Raw genomic sequence first — 16,684 nt, forward strand, 5'->3', positions numbered from 1 at the left:
TGTGTCTCTCAGTGCTGTCTGAGAGACGCTTCCTCTTAAGCCGCTATACTTATTGCTATTCACTGCTTTAAACGGCGCACGTCAGGAGGATTTACCATGTCTGCCCAATACCAAAAACTGTCCAAACATCCTTTATTTAAGACCGGCTATTTCACCGGCGGGAAATGGCACGAGGCGAAAACGACGTTTGATGTGCGGGATCCGGCCACGGGAGAGATCGTCGCCAAAGTGGCGAAAGCCGGAAAAGCGGAAACCGAAGCAGCGATCAAGGCCGCCAGCGAGGCTTTCCCTGCGTGGAGAAAAACCACGGCCAAAGCGCGTTCTGAAATTTTGTACCGCTGGTATCAGCTGATGCTGGAGAACAAACAGTTTCTCGGCGAGCTGATGGTGGCGGAGCAGGGTAAGCCGCTGAAAGAGGCGCTGGGCGAAGTCGATTACGCCGCCAGTTATCTGCAATGGTTCAGTGAGGAAGCCAAGCGCGCCAACGGCGAAATCATCCCTCCGGCGAAATCCGGTTCACGTATTCTGGCGACCCGCGAACCGGTTGGCGTGGTGGCGGCGATCACCCCGTGGAATTTCCCGCTGGCGATGCTGACCCGCAAACTCGGCCCTGCGCTGGCAGCAGGGTGTACCGGTCTTATCAAGCCGGCCAATAACACGCCGCTCTCGGCCTTCGCCCTGCTGCAACTGGCGAAAGACGCCGGTGTACCGGACGGCGTGATCAACGGCGTGGCCGGTGATACCCATGCCATCAGCGATGCGATCATGGCCAGCGACAAAGTGCGCAAAGTCTCCTTTACCGGTTCGACGGAAGTGGGCAAAACGCTGGTGCGCAACAGCGCCGATACGATGAAAAAAGTGTCGATGGAGCTGGGCGGTAACGCGCCTTATATCGTGTTTGACGACGCCGATCTCGAGGCTGCCGTGAAAGGGGCCGTCACCTGTAAATTCCGAAACACCGGGCAGGTATGCGTTTGTATCAACCGCATCTACGTACAGGACGGCGTTTACGATGCTTTCGTGACGCGTCTGGTGGAAGAAGTCCGCAAACTGAAGGTCGGCAACGGCATGGACGACGGCGTTATCGTCGGGCCGCTTATAGACATCAAAGGGCTGGAGAAAGTGGAAGACCACGTCAAAGATACGCTGGAGAAGGGCGGGCGTCTGATGGAAGGCGGTGAGCGTCATAAACTCGGCGGTAACTTCTTCCAGCCGACGGTGATTGCTGATGCCACCGACGACATGAAAGTGGCGCAGGAAGAAACCTTCGGCCCGCTTGCCGCCTGTTTCCGTTTCAAAACGGAAGAAGAAGTGATTAAGCGCGCCAACGACACGCCTTTCGGGCTGGCGGCGTATTTCTACAGCCAGAATCTGCAACGTATTTTCCGCGTCGCGGACGCCATTGAAAGCGGCATGATTGGCGTGAATGAATGCGCGATTTCCAACGAAGCGGCACCGTTTGGCGGCGTGAAAGAATCCGGGCTGGGACGTGAAGGATCGGTGCTGGGGCTGGAAGAGTATTTGCAGGTGAAAACGTTACATTTAGGAAATCTATAAGTCGTCTTTTCAGAAAGCCGCTTTTAGTTAACAATAATCAGTAGCAAACAAAGGGCCGGAAACGGTGCTTTCCGGCAAAGCACAAAGGACGTCAATGAAGGTATTTAACGGGCTGCGTTCGCGCACGCTGATGATGACGGCGGCGGTGATCCTTGGGCTGTCGGGCATGGCCGGGCAGGCTGTCGCAAAATCGACATACAATCAGGGCACAATCGTGTCAGGCACCGACGAGAAAACGGTGGTCAGCTATGTGCGTCAACACCAGCGTCTGCCGGACAATTACATCACCAAGAAAAAAGCCCGCGAAGCCGGCTGGGATGCGCGTGCCGGGAATTTATGCGATGTGCTGCCGGGCAAAGCCATTGGCGGCGACCGTTTCTCTAACCGGGAAGGGCGTTTACCGGCAGCCAGCAAACGGGTGTGGCGTGAGGCGGATATCAACTATCGCTGCGGACGTCGTGGCGCTGACCGGTTGCTGTTTGCCAGCGACGGTCTGATTTACGTCAGCCGCGACCATTATCAACATTTTGTTCGGGTGGAGTAATGTCGATGAAAAAAGTGAGCTTCGATTTTAATCACATCCCGGATTTACCCGCATTCTATCGCGAGTTTGTCCGTCAGTTTTCCCTGACTGACAGCTTCGGCGCGAATCTGGATGCACTATGGGATGAAGTAACGGGCGGGATCGCACTGCCGGTTGAAGTGGATTTCATCAACCTGAATGCCAGCCGTAAACGGCGGTTCGGTGCACTGATTTTGCTGTTTGAAGAGGCGGAAGAAGAGCTGGAAGGTGAGCTGCGGCTGAATCAGGTCGATAAACCGGTTGCGAAAGCCAAAGTCTGAAAAGAAAAACCCGCCATCAAAGCGGGTTTTTGTTTTTTATTCCTGGCCTTCAGCCAGCTCGCGCAGATACTGGAAAATCTGGCGGTAAGATTTCGGCGGCTTGTTGGTCGCTTTCTCTTTTTGCGCATTGCGGATGAGGGCGCGCAGTTGCTGACGGTCAGCTGTCGGGTATAAATCCAGCACCGTTGGCACCGCATCATCACCTTCTTCGACCAGACGGTCACGCAGCATTTCCAGTTTATGGAACAGCGAAACCTGCTGGTTGTGGCGGTTTTTCAGTTTATCCAGCGCAGTTTCAATCGGTTCAACGTCGCGCGAACGCAGCATTTTACCGATCAGCTGAAGCTGGCGGCGACGGCCTTCTTTCTTGATTTTCTGCGCTAAATCGATAGCGGCGCGCAGATCTTCGTCCAGGGGCAGTTTATCGAGGGAGTTTTTACCCAGATCCACCATTTCTGCACCGAGATCTTTCAGCGCCTCGGCGTCACGTTTGATTTCACTTTTACTGACCCAGATGATCTCATCATCTTCGTCGTTCTCATTATTCTCGGGAACGTCATCGAGCCAGTCGTCAATTTTCTTTGTCATGGGCGCTTCCTCTTAACGAGGTAATCCTGTCAGTTTGATTGTGCTTTATTGCTTCGGCGGCATTATGCCACAGAGATGGCTATTCTGTTGCAACTTCGGTCTGATCAACGCCGCACGCAATGCGAAATTATGGCGAGTCTCTGTTAGACTCAAAAGTATAAGTTTCTCTGTCTCAGTGTAGAACAATCCCTTTTATCTCATAAGCGATGGCATGCCGATGAACGTAGTGAATCAAGTTGCGCAGCAGCGTAAAACTCTCGAACAAGCCGTATCTCAGGCTCTGGAACTGGCAAAAGCGGGTTCAGATGCTGCAGAAGTGGCGGTCAGTAAAACCACCGGTATCGGCGTCAGTACACGTTTTGGTGAAGTCGAGAACGTTGAGTTCAACAGCGACGGCGCATTGGGCATCACCGTTTATTATCAGAACCGTAAAGGCAGCGCGTCTTCTACCGATCTCAGCCCGGACGCCATTTCCCGCACCGTGCAGGCCGCGCTGGATATCGCCCGTTACACGTCGCCGGATCCGTTCGCAGGCGTGGCCGACAAAGAGATGCTGGCGTTTGATGCGCCGGATCTGGATTTATTCCACCCGGAAGAGCTGGATCCCGATCGCAGTATCGAACTGGCAGCCCGTGCAGAACAGGCTGCGCTGAAAGCCGACAAACGCATCACCAACACCGAAGGCGGCAGTTTCAACAGCCATTACGGCATCCGCGTATTCGGCAACAGCCACGGCATGTTGCAAAGTTACTGCTCGACGCGTCATTCGATTTCCGCGTCAGTAATTGCTGAACACGAAGGCGACATGGAACGCGATTACGCCTATTCCATTGCCCGCAAAATGAGTGACCTGAAAGACCCGGAATGGGTCGGTGCAGAGTGCGCTCGCCGCACGCTTTCGCGTCTGGCACCGCGTAAATTACCCACCATGCATGCGCCGGTGCTGTTCGCCTCCGAAGTGGCGACCGGTCTGTTCGGCCATCTGGTGGGCGCCATCAGCGGTGGCAGCATTTACCGTAAATCGTCCTTCCTGCTCGACAGCCTAGGTGAGCAGATCCTGCCTGAGTGGCTGACGATTGAAGAACATCCGCATCTGTTGCAGGGCCTGGCATCCACGCCGTTCGACAGTGAAGGTGTGCGCACGCAGCGTCGCGATATCGTCAAAGACGGCGTACTGCAAACCTGGCTGATGACCTGTTATTCCGCCCGCAAGCTTGGCCTGCAAACCACCGGCCACGCAGGCGGCATCCACAACTGGCGCATTGCCGGTCAGGGTGATGACTTCGCCGGTATGTTGCGTAAGCTCGACAAAGGTCTGGTCGTCACAGAGTTGATGGGCCAGGGCGTCAGCGGCGTCACCGGTGACTATTCGCGCGGTGCAGCCGGTTTCTGGGTCGAGAACGGTGAGATTCAATATCCGGTGAGCGAAATCACCATTGCCGGCAATCTGAAAGACATGTGGCGCAATATGGTCGCCATCGGCAGCGATATCGAAACCCGCAGCAATATCCAGTGTGGTTCCGTGCTGTTACCGGCAATGAAAATCGCCGGCGAATAACCCTCCCCAAAGCAGCGGTCGCCCGACCGCTGCCTCAATTCTTTACAAAAAATTCATCCCGTTTTCCTCTCTCTCAGCCTATTTTTATAAAGCCTTACAAGCAATGTCGTTTTATTAAACAAATAAATAACAATAGAGAGAAAGATCATGCGTAAACAACTGATGGCGTTAGCGGTGTTAGCCATGCTGGGAAGCAGCACGGCAGTTCTGGCAGCAGATTTAGAAACGGACATGGACACGATTGCCGATAACTACGGCAAAGTGCTGAAAACCAACGATCAGGCCGAACTGACCACGGGGCTGGCAAACATGAAAGCGGCTGCCGAAGACGCGAAAAAAGCCACGCCGCCGAAACTGAAAGGCAAAGCGCCGGACAGCCCGGAAATGCAGGATTACCACAAAGGCATGGATACGCTGATCGGCCAGATTGATAAGGCATCTGAACTGGCGAAAGCCGGTAAAGTGGATGAAGCGAAGAAAGAAGCGGAAGGGTTTAAAGCGACCCGGAACGAGAATCACAAGAAGTTTAAATAGGCAGATGGCCGCTTCTCAACGGCTTAAAGCGGTGAAAATTTCGGTTTCTCAATCGCGGTGATCACACGGCCACTTGCGCCGAAACCGACCAAAGAGGGCTAAGACGAGCCCTCTTTGGGATCTCCACGTCGTAAACTGCGCGCTCCGCTCGCTGGCTATGTTTCAGGTATCACTACGACAGGCTGGAAATCTTGCCGCTACGCGGTGCCTTCTCCCGGGTTTCGAGCCTCTGGTCTCGAACCTCCCGCTCAGCAAGATCCCTGAATCGCCCGCACGATATTAAATTCAACGGCAGATTGTTTTCATCTTTTAAATAAGCTTAATGGCGTGCTCAAAAATGGCACCGAATGAATGGTTCGAGACCTGAGGCTCGAAACCTGAAATGAGGGAATCGCGCAGCGATGACATTTTGCGCCACTCACTGTTGCTATGGAACATGTCCATCTTGCCAGCGATAGCGCGCAGTAAAAAAGCGGGGAGAGATCCAAGAGAGGGAAAGCACTTCCCTCTCTTGGTCGGTTTCGGCGCTGCGAGTTAAGCGATCACCACACGTGAGAAACCGAAACTTTCTCAGTACTCTCTGTACTCTCAGTACTCAACGAGGCCGCCATTGCAGCGCCCCCTGCCAAAAAAACCTTAACTTCTCAGTTCCCCTGCCGCTTCCGGCTGAAACAACAACTCCAGCACTTCGATGCGGCTGTTCTCGCCATTGGGCATTTCCCACGTGATGCTTCCGCCGACGCGCAGGCCGAGCAGCGCAGCGCCCAGCGGAGCCATCACCGACAACTGTTCGTTGCTGTCTTTCAGCGCCGCCGGATACACCAGCGTGCGGATGTGTTCTTCGCCGTCTTTACCTTCTGTGAAGCGCACCTTACTGTTCATCGTGACCACGTCGGCAGGGATTTGCTCGGGCGGCAAAATCTCAGCGCGATCCAACTCTTCATTCAGGGCGTCGGCGACCGGGCTGCTGGCAAACGCAGGTTGTGCCAGCAGTGTGTCCAGGCGTTCTGCGTCAAGTTCATTGATGATCAGTGTCGGTTTACTCATAACATTCTCCATGGTTCCTTTTGCATCACCCGCTTCATGCGAGTGGGGTGCCGGTCGGCAAAAAATAACACCCCCGCGGGTGAGCGCAGGGGTGTCGGTGATTTGCATGTGTTCTTTGATACTAGGCACTCTTCAGCAGAAATGAAAGCGCTGTGAGGGAATTAATCCGCATTGCGAAAATTCCGATTACCAGTGAAATACGCTGCTACACCCTGCAATATTCAGTGATATGACGACTTAACTTTTCGTTTTGCGAATTGGATCCGCTCAGGGCACCGTATTTCCACTTCGAACTGGAAAAAGACCCTCTACACAGGAAATCTGTGCGGGGTTAGGGTAAAGACAGAAGAAATAAACGGCTGAAATAGTGAGTCAGGCAAGGAGAGAGGTAAACGCGAGTGAATAACGCAAGCGCATCTGTGAAGGGAACCGGGCGGATTGAATTGAAAGATGCTGCGGCGAAAACAGAGCAAGTTTTAAAAGATATTCAGACGATGCAAAGTGCGAAGAATATCTACACTACAGATGTTCAGTTGCAGATGTTAACGTCACACGTGAAAGCCATGGTATTACGCTCAATTACCGGCGAACCGTTACCTGACGTAGAAAAAGAGTTATTTGATGAAATCTCTGCCGAGTCCATGCAAATGGCAGAAGAGGTCGTCAGCGAGTTCGGAAATTTACCGATTGAGGAAGCCTATTTGCTCTCGGTGCATTTTGAAGTCGCAAGAGACAACGAGCCGAAATAATATTTTTACTGAACATTAAGCGAATTAATTAATCCGGAGAAGTGAATTATGGGACAAGTATTAATTGTGATCGGCGACCGTTTAGGTAAAGGCCAGAAAGTGGCGGCAGGCGTGGAAGCGGCTGGCGGAAGAGCCATTGTTGTCCCAGGCATGGCAGCAGATATGAAACTCGGCGACGTGATGAAAGCAGAAGGGGCCAGCTTAGGTATTTCTTTCTGTGGCAGTGGCGGCGCAGGTGCGATTACCGCACAAAACAAATACGGATATAAAGCCAAATACGGGATGCGCTCAGTGGATGAAGGCGTCACGGCAATTAACGAAGGCTGTTTAGTATTAGGGTTCGGATTTATGGATAAAGAAGAGCTGGGTCAGCGTCTGGTTGAAGCTTATAACAAGAAGTATGGTCAGGCGTAATGAAGCAACAATTAACCACGACAGTTCGGGTTGAAGGAAAGGGCGAAAATAAGGCTGCCGCCTTTTCTTCCGCGCTGAGTCAGGTTCAGAGAACGGTTCTCAAATCTTCGGCGAATAATGTCTTGCTGCGCATTGAACCGCAGGACGTCAAGGTAATAAAAGCAGAAGAGTCCGTTAAAAGAGAAAAGTTTCTGTTCTTTTTTCTGGCCAGGGAAAGAAAGAGTTATTACGTGGCGTTAGACATTACCGTCAACCTGACTGTTATTAATACGGAACAGGTAGTTTTTGTCACGAAATAAAAACGTTAGCTATAAATGACAAGGATATACTGATGTTTTTAATTATTTTATTTAAGTCGCTTATTATCGGCGGACTGGTTGGCGTGGGCGTAGGTGCGGGTGCTGCACGTATGTTCCATGCGCCTACCGTGCAAGGGATGGGGGCTTTTCGTACGCTTGGGGAATTAAACTCCTGCGAAGGCGATCCGGCTTCGCATTTCTCATTTGGTCTGGGCTTCTTCTTTAACGCCTGGGCATCTTCCGTTGCGGCAGGTTCTTTCACACAGGACGTTGACCACCGCATCATTCCTCACTGGGCGACCGCGGCGCTGATGTTCAAAAACCGCAATGTCGCTGAAACCATGCATGACCCACGCAAGATGGCGATTGCCGGCGGCATCATCGGCATGATTGTGGTGGCCTTCCTCAACACCACCGCGTCCGCCGTTCCTCCGGCGTTGCAGGTCACGGCAATTAAAGTGCTGGTGCCTGCGGCAAACCTGCTGGTGAACACTGTCATGCCGGTGATTTTCTGGCTGGCGGCGATTGATGCAGGGCGTCGTTCCGGTTTCTGGGCCACCATTTTTGGCGGTCTGGCGCAGATGATCATGGGTAACGCCGTACCGGGTCTGGTGCTGGGTATCCTCATCGGTAAAGGTGTTGAAGAAAGCGGCTGGAACCACGTCACCAAAGTGATGATGGCGGCGATTATCGCGCTGTTCGTCCTCAGCGGTTTCTTCCGTGGTTTCGACGTCAAACTGTTGCAGTCATTCATGCTGGACGTCCCGACATGGCTGAACGGCATTCACAACTCACTCAGCGGTAAGTAAGGGAGCATGACAATGGAAGAACAAGCCAAACGTGGTTTCTGGTACGCCGAGTGGTCGTTCCCGATTTTTGTCGGACTGCTGTCCTCGGGCGTTTTCGCCGGGACACACATGTATTACCTGTACGGCATCGGCGCGTTTAACGAAGTGGCGTTTGTATCGATGTTGCGTTCCGGTATGGACACCGGCGTGTACGGCGCAGTGGCGGCCTTCGGTGCCAGCTTCCTGTTTGCCCGCATCATCGAAGGGTCACTGGTCGGTATTCTTGATATCGGCGGTGCCATCCAGACCGGTATCGGCCTGGGCGTTCCGGCGATGCTGCTGGGTGCCGGGTTTGTCTTCCCGGTGGCGAACTTCGCGGCTTCGCTGGTGACCGGTCTGATCCTCGGTTTAGCCGTCGGTTACATCATCATTCTGGCGCGTAAATTCACCATCAATCAGAGCAATTCGACCTACGGCGCTGACGTGATGATGGGCGCGGGTAATGCTTCCGGCCGCTTCCTCGGGCCGTTGATTATCCTGTCAGCCATGGCGGCCTCGATTCCAATCGGTCTGGGATCATTGCTCGGCGCACTGGGTTTCTATCTGTGGCAGAAGCCAATCACCGGTGGCGCGATCCTCGGTGCCATGATCCTGGGCGCTATCTTCCCGGTTTCATTGTAAGAACAGCAGCATAGAAGCAAATCAGCAGTAAAGCGGGCGTCGGGAACACTCCTGACGCCCGGCATTATGGAGAACGTCGTATGTATGACTTAATCATCCGCCAGGCATTACGCGCAGACGGCAGCCTGACAGATATTGCAATTCAGGACGGCAAATTCGCCGCCATTGGCACGCTGGCAGCCGATGCCACTGCCCGCCAGACGCTCGATCTTCAGGGCAAGATTTACGCCAGCGCTGGCTGGATCGATTCCCACGTTCACTGTTACCCAAAATCGCCGATTTATCATGACGACGCCGACCTGATTGGCGTCGCCTGTGGTGTCACCACCGTCGCAGATGCCGGCAGCACCGGCGCCAATGATGTCGACGATTTCTATCAGATTACCCGTGCGGCGAAAACCAACGTCTACGCATTTCTGAATATCGCCCGCACCGGCATTGTGACGCAGAACGAGCTGGCGGATATGACGCAGATCGACAAAGTCGGCGTGCGTGACGCCATCGCGCGAAATCCCGGTTTTATCATCGGGATCAAAGCGCGTATGAGCAGCAGCGTGGTCGGCCAGAACGGCATCAAACCGCTGGTGCGCGCCAAAGAAATTCAGCAGGAAAACGATGACCTGCCGCTGATGGTGCATATCGGTAATAACCCGCCGAACCTCGATGAAATCGCAGATTTACTGACGTCCGGCGACATCATCACCCACTGCTATAACGGCAAGCCGAACCGCATTCTCTCGCCGGAAGGCGTGCTGCGCGATTCGATTAAACGTGCGCTGAGCCGCGGTGTACTGCTGGATGTCGGTCACGGCACCGCGAGTTTCAGTTTTGAGGTGGCGGAGCTGGCGATTAAGCAGGGCATTTTGCCGCACACCATCAGCTCCGATATTTATTGCCGTAACCGTATTAACGGGCCGGTGCATAGCCTGGCGACGGTGATGTCGAAATTCTTTAGCGTCGGCATGACGTTGCCGCAGGTGATTGATTGCGTGACCTCTCACGCCGCTGACGCGCTGCGCCTGCCGGCCAAAGGCCGTCTGGAAATCGGTGCTGACGCCGACCTGACCCTGTTCGAGCAGCGTTTTGCGCCGCAGGTGTTTGTCGATTCCGAAGGACAGTCCGTGAAGGGCGAAAGTTTGCTGGTGCCTCTGGCCGCTGTGGTCGCGGGCGTCACCCTGTTAACCGAAGAAGGGAAATCTGCTCATGTCTTCTGAACAATCTCTGTATGAAAAGTATCAGTTAAAACAAGTCATTAACGCCTCAGGCCGCATGACGGCGCTGGGGGTTTCCACGCCGCGCGAGGAAGTTGCCGCGGTCGTGAATACCGGTCTGAATCATTATTTTGAGATGAAAGACCTGGTGAACAAAACCGGCGCATACATCGCGAAACTGCTGAACGTCGAAAACGCCGTAGTGGTTTCCTGTGCTTCTGCCGGGATCGCGCAGTCGGTGGCGGCGGTGATCGTCAAAGATAACGCCTGGTTGCTGGAAAACCTGCACGCCGCGCCGCTGGAAATCCCGCACGACATCGTGCTGCCAAAGGGCCATAACGTGAATTTCGGCGCGCCGGTGGGCACGATGATCACCCTGGGCGGCGGTAAAATTGTTGAAGCCGGTTATGCCAACGAATGTTCCGCTGCGCAGCTTGCTGCCTGCATCACCCCGCGCACGGCGGCCATCATGTACATCAAATCGCACCACTCGGTGCAGAAAAGCATTCTGTCGGTTGCGGAAGCCGCCGAAGTGGCGCGTGCGCATAATGTGCCGCTGATCGTCGATGCTGCCGCAGAAGAAGACCTGACCTGCTATTACGAGATGGGCGCGGATCTGGTGATCTACAGCGGCGCAAAAGCCATTGAAGGGCCGACCAGCGGTCTGGTGCTCGGCAAAAAACAGTATGTCGAATGGGTAAAACTGCAATCGGGCGGCATTGGCCGTGCGATGAAAGTCGGCAAAGAGGGCATTCTCGGCCTGACGCAGGCGATTGAAAGCTATATCACGCTGCCGAAAACCACCGGGCAGGAAATGGTCGACAAAATGACGCCATTTATCGCCAGCCTGAATGACATCAACGGCGTCTCGGGGCGTGTGGTCTGGGATAGCGCCGGGCGTGATATCGCCCGTACGGAAATCACCTTTGATGAAGCGGTGCTCGGCTGGAAAACCAAAGCCATTGTGGACGCCATGAAGAACGGCGATATCGCCATTTATTTCCGTGGCTATCGCGCCAACGAAGGCAAGATCGAAGTCGATGTGCGCAGCGTGACGCCGCCGCAGCTCGCCATCGTTGCAGAGCGTTTTAAACAACTTTTCAGCGGAGAAAAAGCATGAAGCTGACCCCGAATTTCTACCGTGACCGCGTATGTCTGAACGTGCTTGCCGGTTCAAAAGACAATGCCCGCGAGATTTATGAAGCGGCAGAAGGTCATGTGCTGGTCGGCGTGCTGTCCAAAAATTATGCGGATGTCGCGAGCGCGGTGGCGGACATGAAAGAGTACGCCGCACTGATTGAAAACGCCTTGTCCGTTGGCTTGGGCGCGGGCGATCCGCGTCAGTCGCTGATGGTCAGCCAGATTTCTGCGCAGGTTCAGCCGCAGCATGTGAATCAGGTTTTCACCGGCGTCGGGACCAGCCGCGGAATGCTCGGGCAAAACGACAGCGTGGTCAACGGTCTGATTTCTCCGACCGGTAAAGTCGGCTTCGTGAAGATCAATACCGGGCCGCTGAGTTCAGCCTCCGCTGACGCCATCGTGCCGGTGGAAACCGCCATTGCGCTGCTCAAAGACATGGGCGGCAGCTCGGTGAAATATTTCCCGATGGGCGGCCTGAAAACCTGTGATGAATTCGCGGCGGTGGCCCGTGCCTGTGCGGAACAGGATTTCTGGCTGGAGCCGACCGGCGGCATCGATTTAGAAAACTTCGAGCCGATTATGGACATCGCGCTGGCGGCGGGCGTGACCAAAATCATCCCGCATATCTACAGTTCCATCATCGACAGCGCGTCGGGTCATACCCGCCCTGAGGATGTGAAAACCCTGCTGGCCAGCGTCAAAAAATTGCTGGGCTGAAGGTTCTGACCTTTCCTGCGCGGTAAGCCGTCTGCGCGGTTAAACACCCTGCATCCCCCGTTCACTGCGCGGGTGCAGGGTTCTCTTGTCTGACAGTCCCAAATTCTGAGGAAATGTATGAGAAACTGGTTTCTGATTTCAGGTTTAACCTCCGCGATGCTGGCAGTGTCTGCCATGCCGCTCTATGCAGCAGAAAAAACAATGACTTCGACGACTTCGCATTTTGCTTATGTCGGCACCTACAACCCGAACGGGGAAGGTGTCTACCGCTTTACATTCGATCCGAAAACCGGTGCGCTGAGTGATAAAACCCTCGCCAGCCAGTTGCCCAATCAGGCGCAGATGGTACTCAGCCACGACGGCAAAACGTTGTTTATCGGCAGTGAAACTGACAATTACAACGGCGGTAAACACGGATCCGTGGCGGCTTACCGCATTTCACCAGAAGACGGCAGCCTGACGCTGATTAATCAGGTGGATTCACAGGGCGCGGGGCCGGTGTACTTGTCACTGACGCCTAAAGGCGAACATCTGCTGGTGGCGAACTACATCAGCGGCGTGGTGGCGGTATTCCCGGTGGAGGCCAGCGGAAAACTGAGCGAAGCCAGTAACAGCCAGCAGGATGCCGGCCCGGCGGGCGCGGGCAAACCGGCCACCGCCGCGGAAGGCAGTTTTGCCATCAGCGACCACAACGGGCCGCACGCGCATATGATCGCCACCGATCCTTCCGGTAAGTTCGCCTTCTCCACGGATCTTGGGCTGGATCGGATTTATCAGTGGAAACTCAACGGCGAGAGCGGCGCGCTGGAAGCTAACGATCCGCCGTTCATCAAAGCCTCTTCGGAAGGCGCCGGGCCGCGTCATTTTGTTTTCCATCCCAACGGCCACGTGGTTTTCCTGATCAACGAAGAAGCCTCGACGCTGACCAGTTATCGCTTTGATGCAAGCAAAGGCACGCTGACGGAACTGCACAGCCTGTCCTCGCTGCCCGCCGGTTTTAAAGGCACCAACTTTGCGGCAGGCATCGTGCTGAGCAAAGACGGCAAACATCTGTACGTGGCCAACCGCCTGCACAACAGCATTGCGCAGATCACCGTGACCGGCGAAGGCGCGATGACCTGGAGCGGGGAAACCTGGACGCGGGGCGATTACCCGAGAACGCTGACCCTGTCGCCGGATGGCAAATATATTTACGCAATGAATCAACGAAGCGATAACATCACTACATTCAAGGTATCGCCGGACAGCGGCAAACTGACGTTTGTCGACAGCTACGTGGCGGTCGGCAGTCCGTCGCTAATGGTGATTGCGCCTTAACCGGCGCAGCAGAAACAAACCCCGTCCACAGCCAGTCATTGCCGTGGACGGGGCCTCGCTGAAACGAACTGGAAAAACCATGGTGAGATTTCCCAATCAACGGCTGGCGCAATTGTTCGACGCGTTACAGACCGAAACCCTGCCTCAGGACGAGCTGGCGAAGCGTCTGGCGGTGTCAACGCGTACCGTGCGTGCCGACATCACCTCGCTCAACGAAATCATCGCCGACTACGGTGCAAGCTTTGTTCACAGCCGTGGCAGCGGGTATCAGCTGAAAATCGACGATCAGGCGCTGTTCTCGTCGTTACAGCACACGACACAACGTAAACCGAACCCGACGCCGCGCACCGCCGCCGAACGGGTGAAAACGTTGCTGATCCGCTTTTTGACCTCAGCTTTTTCACTCAAGCTGGAAGATCTGGCCGATGAATGGTTTGTCAGCCGGGGAACCCTGCAAAATGATATGGCTGAGGTGAGGGAGCATCTGGCGCGCTACCACCTGAATATTGAAACCAAGCCGCGTTATGGCATGAAGCTGTTTGGTGCAGAACTGGCGATCCGCGCCTGTCTGACCGATCTGCTGTTCCAGCTGGATGCTGAAGAACAGGCGAATCCGCTGCTGAAAGCGGAAAGTCTGGAGCCGGAAGCGCTGGTGCCGCTGACGCGCTTTATGCATCAGCTGCTGACGCAGTCCTCCATTCAGCTGACCGATGAAGGCGAGCAGTATCTGATCCTCTATTGCGCGGTTGCCATCAAGCGCATTACCGGCGGCTATCCGCTGACGGATTTTGATGCCGAAGACGGCGATCCTGCGGTGAAACAGGTTTCTGTACGGCTGGCAGCCGAGCTGAAAAATCTCGTCGGCAAGGAGATCCCGGCTTCTGAAGAAGCCTATCTGCGGGTGAATATCGCCGCCCGTCGCGTGCAGCAAATTCTGCCGACCGACATTAATGCCGACGATGACGAATCGCTGGTCGATTACATTCTTTCGTATATCAACTCGCACTATAACTATGATCTTCAGGGTGATAAGCAGCTGCGCGCCGACCTGCTGACGCACATCAAGACCATGATTACGCGGGTGAAATACCAGATTAATATCCCCAACCCGCTGCTGAACAACATCAAACAGCATTATCCGATGGCCTATGACGTCACGCTGGCGGCGGTGTCCAGCTGGGGGAAATACACGCCGTATACGCTCAGCGAAAACGAGATCGGTTTTCTGGTGCTGCACATCGGCGTCGGGCTGGAGCGGCATTACAATATCGGTTATCAGCGCCATCCGCAGGTGATGCTGGTGTGCGACACCGGCAATTCGACCATCCGCATGATCCAGGCGCAGATCAGCCGTAAGTATCCGCAGCTGGTGATGAAACAGATTGTGACGCTGCGCGATTACGAGAAACTGGAACACATCGACGAAGATTTTATTATCTCCAACGCCCGTATCAGCGAGAAGAATAAGCCGGTGGTGGTGCTGTCGCCGTTCCCGACCGAATACCAGATGGAACAGCTCGGCAAGCTGGTGCTGGTCGATCGCACACGGCCTTATATGCTGGAAAAATTCTTCGACGAAAAACACTTTATGATCGTCAACGAGCCGATGACTCAGGCGGAATTATTCCGCCATGTGTGTTCGCAGCTGGAGGCCGAGGGATATGTCGATCAGGCGTTTTATCCGTCGGTGGTGGAGCGTGAGGAAATCGTTTCGACCATGCTGGGCGAAGGCATTGCGCTGCCGCACTCGCTGGGGCTGCTGGCGAAGAAAACGGTGGTGATTACGCTGCTCTCGCCGCAGGGCATTGCCTGGGGAGAAGGGGAGACGGCGCACGTGATTTTCCTGCTGGCCATCAGCAAGGCCGATTACGAAGAAGCGATGGCGATTTACGATTTGTTCGTGACGTTTGTGCGGGAGCGTTCGATGAGCCGTTTACTGAGCAGTGAAAATTTTGAAAGCTTCAAGGCCATTGCAATAGATTGCCTTTCCCGCATTTAGCCTGCGGCCCTGACGCCGCAGCGGCGTTCGTTCACCCGAATCACTGACTGATGTCAGCTCATCGGGGCTCTCTCCCTGGCTGCCTTGCTGCAACGCCAATGACTAAGAGTGAGGAGTCTTAGTCTTCGTCAAATCCTGAATTGATCAGATTAACAACTGCCGTCAGCGCCTGCTCTTCATCGGGGCCGGTGGCTTCGATTTCGATCTGCTGACCTTTCGGGGAATCGAGCATCAGCAGTGCTATCACGCTGCTGGCTTCTGCTTCTATGCCTGTGCCATTGCGCAGCATCACTTCCGATTCAAAACTCTGCACCAGTTCAAACAACTTCATGGCCGGACGGGCGTGCATGCCTAACCGGTTTTTGATTTCTACCGTTTGTTTCACCGTCATGATTTGCGTTTTTCCAGCGTGCGATGGCGGGATTGCACATTCTTCCCGCGGGAACGGAAATAGTCGGCCAGTTGTTCTGCGATATACACCGAACGGTGTTTACCCCCGGTACAACCAATGGCGACGGTCAGATAGCTGCGGTTGTTGGTTTCCAGCATCGGCAGCCATTGTTCGAGGTAGCTGCGGGTCTGGTAGATAAAGTTGTGCACTTCGGTGTGACGATCGAGGAACGCCGCCACCGGTTTATCAAGGCCGGTCATCGGACGCAGTTTCGGATCCCAGTGCGGGTTTGGCAGGAAACGCACGTCAAACACGTAATCGGCATCAATCGGCAGGCCGTGTTTGAAGCCAAAGGATTCAAAGACCATCGTCAGTTCACGCTCACGTTTGCCCAGAAGACGGGTACGCAGCATTTCTGCCAGTTCATGAACCGACATTTCTGAGGTGTCGATGATCAGATCGGCTGCGGAGCGCAATGGCTCGAGCAGATCGGCTTCTTCATCGATGGCACTTTCAAGGGACAGGTTTTTGCTGGAAAGCGGGTGCAGACGACGGGTATCGCTGTAACGACGGATCAGGGTATTGCGGTCTGCGTCGAGAAACAGCAACTGCGGCGAAAAACTCTCAGGCAGTTGTGACATCGCATGCTCATACACTTCCGGTGTTTCTGGCATGTTGCGCACGTCAATGCTGACGGCGGCAGACGTATTGCGTTCGACAAGTGTCTGGGCGAGCTGCGGCAGTAAAACCACCGGCAGATTGTCCACACAGTAAAATCCCATGTCTTCTAATGCCCTTAGGGCAACCGACTTCCCGGAACCGGAACGGCCGCTGACAATCATCAGCACCAT

At 54.6% G+C, this 16,684-nt stretch carries 19 protein-coding genes; 15 read left to right on the top strand and 4 right to left on the bottom strand.

Going from position 1 to position 16,684, the window contains the following annotated elements; all coding sequences use genetic code 11:
* Nucleotides 1–96 precede the first annotated feature (96 nt).
* The 3 genes from ABSH60_RS11745 to ABSH60_RS11755 all read left to right on the top strand — a co-directional run bounded on the left by ABSH60_RS11745 (nucleotide 97) and on the right by ABSH60_RS11755 (nucleotide 2,400).
* A complete protein-coding gene (locus tag ABSH60_RS11745) occupies nucleotides 97–1,557 on the top strand; it encodes a succinate-semialdehyde dehydrogenase (protein ID WP_390974068.1) in 1,461 nt (486 codons plus the stop codon).
* Between the two features lie 94 nt (nucleotides 1,558–1,651).
* The gene (locus tag ABSH60_RS11750) at nucleotides 1,652–2,101 is read left to right on the top strand and encodes a ribonuclease domain-containing protein (protein ID WP_390974070.1); all 450 of its coding nucleotides are present in this window, start codon (nucleotides 1,652–1,654) and stop codon (nucleotides 2,099–2,101) included.
* 5 nt (nucleotides 2,102–2,106) lie between these two features.
* Entirely contained in the window at nucleotides 2,107–2,400 is a 294-nt protein-coding gene (locus ABSH60_RS11755; RefSeq protein WP_056776209.1) for a barstar family protein, read from the top strand.
* 36 nt (nucleotides 2,401–2,436) lie between these two features.
* Here the strand turns inward: ABSH60_RS11755 and yjgA are convergent, their stop codons facing one another.
* Entirely contained in the window at nucleotides 2,437–2,988 is a 552-nt protein-coding gene (gene yjgA / locus ABSH60_RS11760; RefSeq protein WP_056776213.1) for a ribosome biogenesis factor YjgA, read from the bottom strand.
* Between the two features lie 217 nt (nucleotides 2,989–3,205).
* On the opposite strand from yjgA, the gene pmbA reads away from it, so the two are divergent.
* Nucleotides 3,206–4,546 (top strand): metalloprotease PmbA, encoded by a 1,341-nt coding sequence (gene pmbA / locus ABSH60_RS11765; RefSeq protein ID WP_122094468.1) that lies wholly within the window; start codon nucleotides 3,206–3,208, stop codon nucleotides 4,544–4,546.
* A gap of 147 nt (nucleotides 4,547–4,693) precedes the next feature.
* On the top strand, nucleotides 4,694–5,080 hold the full coding sequence (gene cybC, locus ABSH60_RS11770) for a cytochrome b562 (RefSeq protein ID WP_390974073.1): 387 nt from the start codon (nucleotides 4,694–4,696) through the stop codon (nucleotides 5,078–5,080).
* Between the two features lie 636 nt (nucleotides 5,081–5,716).
* On the opposite strand, the gene rnk is transcribed toward cybC, so the two are convergent.
* A complete protein-coding gene (gene rnk / locus ABSH60_RS11775; protein WP_056776220.1) occupies nucleotides 5,717–6,127 on the bottom strand; it encodes a nucleoside diphosphate kinase regulator in 411 nt (136 codons plus the stop codon).
* A 398-nt stretch (nucleotides 6,128–6,525) separates the two neighbouring features.
* On the opposite strand from rnk, the gene ABSH60_RS11780 reads away from it, so the two are divergent.
* The 10 genes from ABSH60_RS11780 (at nucleotide 6,526) to ABSH60_RS11825 (ending at nucleotide 15,442) form a co-directional block, all read left to right on the top strand.
* Complete coding sequence (locus ABSH60_RS11780; RefSeq protein WP_056776222.1) at nucleotides 6,526–6,876, top strand: PRD domain-containing protein; 351 nt, start codon at nucleotides 6,526–6,528, stop codon at nucleotides 6,874–6,876.
* A gap of 48 nt (nucleotides 6,877–6,924) precedes the next feature.
* On the top strand, nucleotides 6,925–7,290 hold the full coding sequence (locus tag ABSH60_RS11785) for an SFCGS family glycine-rich protein (protein WP_056776224.1): 366 nt from the start codon (nucleotides 6,925–6,927) through the stop codon (nucleotides 7,288–7,290).
* Nucleotides 7,290–7,589 carry a DUF4312 family protein gene (locus tag ABSH60_RS11790; RefSeq protein WP_047605601.1) on the top strand — a complete coding sequence of 100 codons (300 nt, stop codon included), beginning with the start codon at nucleotides 7,290–7,292 and terminating at the stop codon, nucleotides 7,587–7,589. The genes ABSH60_RS11785 and ABSH60_RS11790 overlap by 1 nt, the downstream gene beginning before the upstream one ends.
* A gap of 32 nt (nucleotides 7,590–7,621) precedes the next feature.
* Nucleotides 7,622–8,398 (top strand): DUF4311 domain-containing protein, encoded by a 777-nt coding sequence (locus ABSH60_RS11795; RefSeq protein WP_056776226.1) that lies wholly within the window; start codon nucleotides 7,622–7,624, stop codon nucleotides 8,396–8,398.
* A 12-nt stretch (nucleotides 8,399–8,410) separates the two neighbouring features.
* Nucleotides 8,411–9,058 carry a DUF4310 family protein gene (locus ABSH60_RS11800; RefSeq protein ID WP_056776229.1) on the top strand — a complete coding sequence of 216 codons (648 nt, stop codon included), beginning with the start codon at nucleotides 8,411–8,413 and terminating at the stop codon, nucleotides 9,056–9,058.
* Nucleotides 9,059–9,138: 80 nt separating this feature from the next.
* On the top strand, nucleotides 9,139–10,272 hold the full coding sequence (locus ABSH60_RS11805; RefSeq protein WP_390974077.1) for an amidohydrolase/deacetylase family metallohydrolase: 1,134 nt from the start codon (nucleotides 9,139–9,141) through the stop codon (nucleotides 10,270–10,272).
* Entirely contained in the window at nucleotides 10,262–11,389 is a 1,128-nt protein-coding gene (locus tag ABSH60_RS11810) for a DgaE family pyridoxal phosphate-dependent ammonia lyase (RefSeq protein WP_217204474.1), read from the top strand. Before ABSH60_RS11805 ends, ABSH60_RS11810 begins: the two co-directional genes overlap by 11 nt.
* Nucleotides 11,386–12,126, top strand: coding sequence for a KDGP aldolase (locus ABSH60_RS11815; protein WP_390974079.1), 741 nt, complete (start codon nucleotides 11,386–11,388; stop codon nucleotides 12,124–12,126). The genes ABSH60_RS11810 and ABSH60_RS11815 overlap by 4 nt, the downstream gene beginning before the upstream one ends.
* 117 nt (nucleotides 12,127–12,243) lie before the next feature.
* Complete coding sequence (locus tag ABSH60_RS11820; RefSeq protein ID WP_390974081.1) at nucleotides 12,244–13,443, top strand: beta-propeller fold lactonase family protein; 1,200 nt, start codon at nucleotides 12,244–12,246, stop codon at nucleotides 13,441–13,443.
* 79 nt (nucleotides 13,444–13,522) lie between these two features.
* Complete coding sequence (locus tag ABSH60_RS11825; RefSeq protein ID WP_056776240.1) at nucleotides 13,523–15,442, top strand: transcription antiterminator; 1,920 nt, start codon at nucleotides 13,523–13,525, stop codon at nucleotides 15,440–15,442.
* Between the two features lie 118 nt (nucleotides 15,443–15,560).
* Here ABSH60_RS11825 and npr read toward each other — a convergent pair whose 3' ends face one another.
* Complete coding sequence (gene npr, locus ABSH60_RS11830; RefSeq protein WP_056776243.1) at nucleotides 15,561–15,833, bottom strand: PTS phosphocarrier protein NPr; 273 nt, start codon at nucleotides 15,831–15,833, stop codon at nucleotides 15,561–15,563.
* On the bottom strand, nucleotides 15,830–16,684 hold the full coding sequence (rapZ, locus tag ABSH60_RS11835) for an RNase adapter RapZ (RefSeq protein WP_056776246.1): 855 nt from the start codon (nucleotides 16,682–16,684) through the stop codon (nucleotides 15,830–15,832). Before rapZ ends, npr begins: the two co-directional genes overlap by 4 nt.

The sequence above is a fragment of the Rahnella sp. R3(2024) genome (assembly GCF_042920125.1).
Taxonomy (GTDB): Bacteria; Pseudomonadota; Gammaproteobacteria; order Enterobacterales; family Enterobacteriaceae; genus Rahnella; species Rahnella rivi.